1 rRNA gene is annotated in these 475 nt (G+C 40.4%); it reads left to right on the plus strand.

Features of this window, described 5'->3' with window-relative positions:
- Window positions 1-259: 259 nt before the first annotated feature.
- Window positions 260-475: ribosomal RNA gene (locus QYG89_RS17340) — 16S ribosomal RNA — on the plus strand; the annotation flags it as partial.

Here is a 475-nt window from a genome sequence, read left to right on the forward strand (position 1 = left end):
TTGCCGTTATTTCCGCCATTGTTATTATTGTTGTTACCGTTGCCGTTATTTCCGCCATTGTTATTATTGTTGTTACCGTTGCCGTTATTTCCGCCATTGTTATTATTGTTGTTACCGTTGCCGTTATTTCCGCCATTGTTATTATTGTTGTTACCGTTGCCGTTATAACTTAACCTACAAAAAAAATAAGCTACGCTTCTTTTTCTTTGCTGATAAAAATACCTAAAATGGCGATTACTCGGTTTTATTGCTTGGTTACTTTTATACGATATTATCCAGTTTTCAAAGAACAATAGGTGTTACTTATATATAGAAGGAATTTGACTGGAGCTTGCTCCAGTTCAAGTCAGCGGCGGACGGGTGAGTAACACGTGGGTAACCTGCCTGTAAGACTGGGATAACTCCGGGAAACCGGGGCTAATACCGGATAACTTCTTTCTCCGCATGGTGAAAGATTGAAAGGCGGCTTCGGCTG

Origin of the sequence: Bacillus lumedeiriae (assembly GCF_044891285.1) — a bacterium.
Classification (GTDB): domain Bacteria; phylum Bacillota; class Bacilli; order Bacillales; family Domibacillaceae; genus Pseudobacillus; species Pseudobacillus lumedeiriae.